Source organism: Roseiconus nitratireducens, from assembly GCF_008629675.1.
Taxonomy (GTDB): domain Bacteria; phylum Planctomycetota; class Planctomycetia; order Pirellulales; family Pirellulaceae; genus Stieleria; species Stieleria nitratireducens.
On the sequence record NZ_VWOX01000084.1, the window covers coordinates 1 to 553 of the forward strand.

General features: G+C 49.5%; 1 protein-coding gene. It reads left to right on the top strand.

Annotated features, from left to right (window positions below; genetic code table 11):
* Positions 1 to 45 precede the first annotated feature (45 nt).
* Positions 46 to 429, top strand: a complete 384-nt coding sequence (locus FYK55_RS28790; protein ID WP_235909057.1) for a GxxExxY protein — start codon at positions 46 to 48, stop codon at positions 427 to 429.
* The last annotated feature ends 124 nt before the right edge of the window (positions 430 to 553 follow it).

Here is a 553-nt window from a genome sequence, read left to right on the forward strand (position 1 = left end):
TTTGTATGAAGGTGGTAGGTCGATAGGCGAATGACGGAAAATGAGTTGACCGATGCAATCATTGGTGCCGCGATTTTCGTCCATCGCAGGCTTGGACCAGGTTTATTGGAGTCGGTCTATCGTCGATGTCTTGCGTATGAGCTTCGAAAACGTGGATTCTCCGTCATCGAAGAGAAGCCTGTCGCCCTCGACTATGACGAATTGCATGACCCGTGTGCATTTCGAGCTGATTTGCTTGTTGAAGAATTGATCGTCGTCGAGCTGAAAGCCAAGTCAGCCATCCATCCAATCGACAAGGCACAAATTCTCTCTCACCTTCGTCTGATGAACCTGAATGTTGGTTTGCTTCTCAATTTCCATGAAGCAAAACTTGTTGATGGTCTCCATCGAATCGTGAACAACTATCGCGGCCCACGAGTCTCTGAATAGCGGACGCAATCTACCCACCCTTCAGCAGCAACTCTTTCTCCGCGATTCTCCGCTCCTCCGCATCTCCGCGTTAAATTCCCCTCGAACGATGCCAATCGACCGTGACACGATCGAGACGAATCTA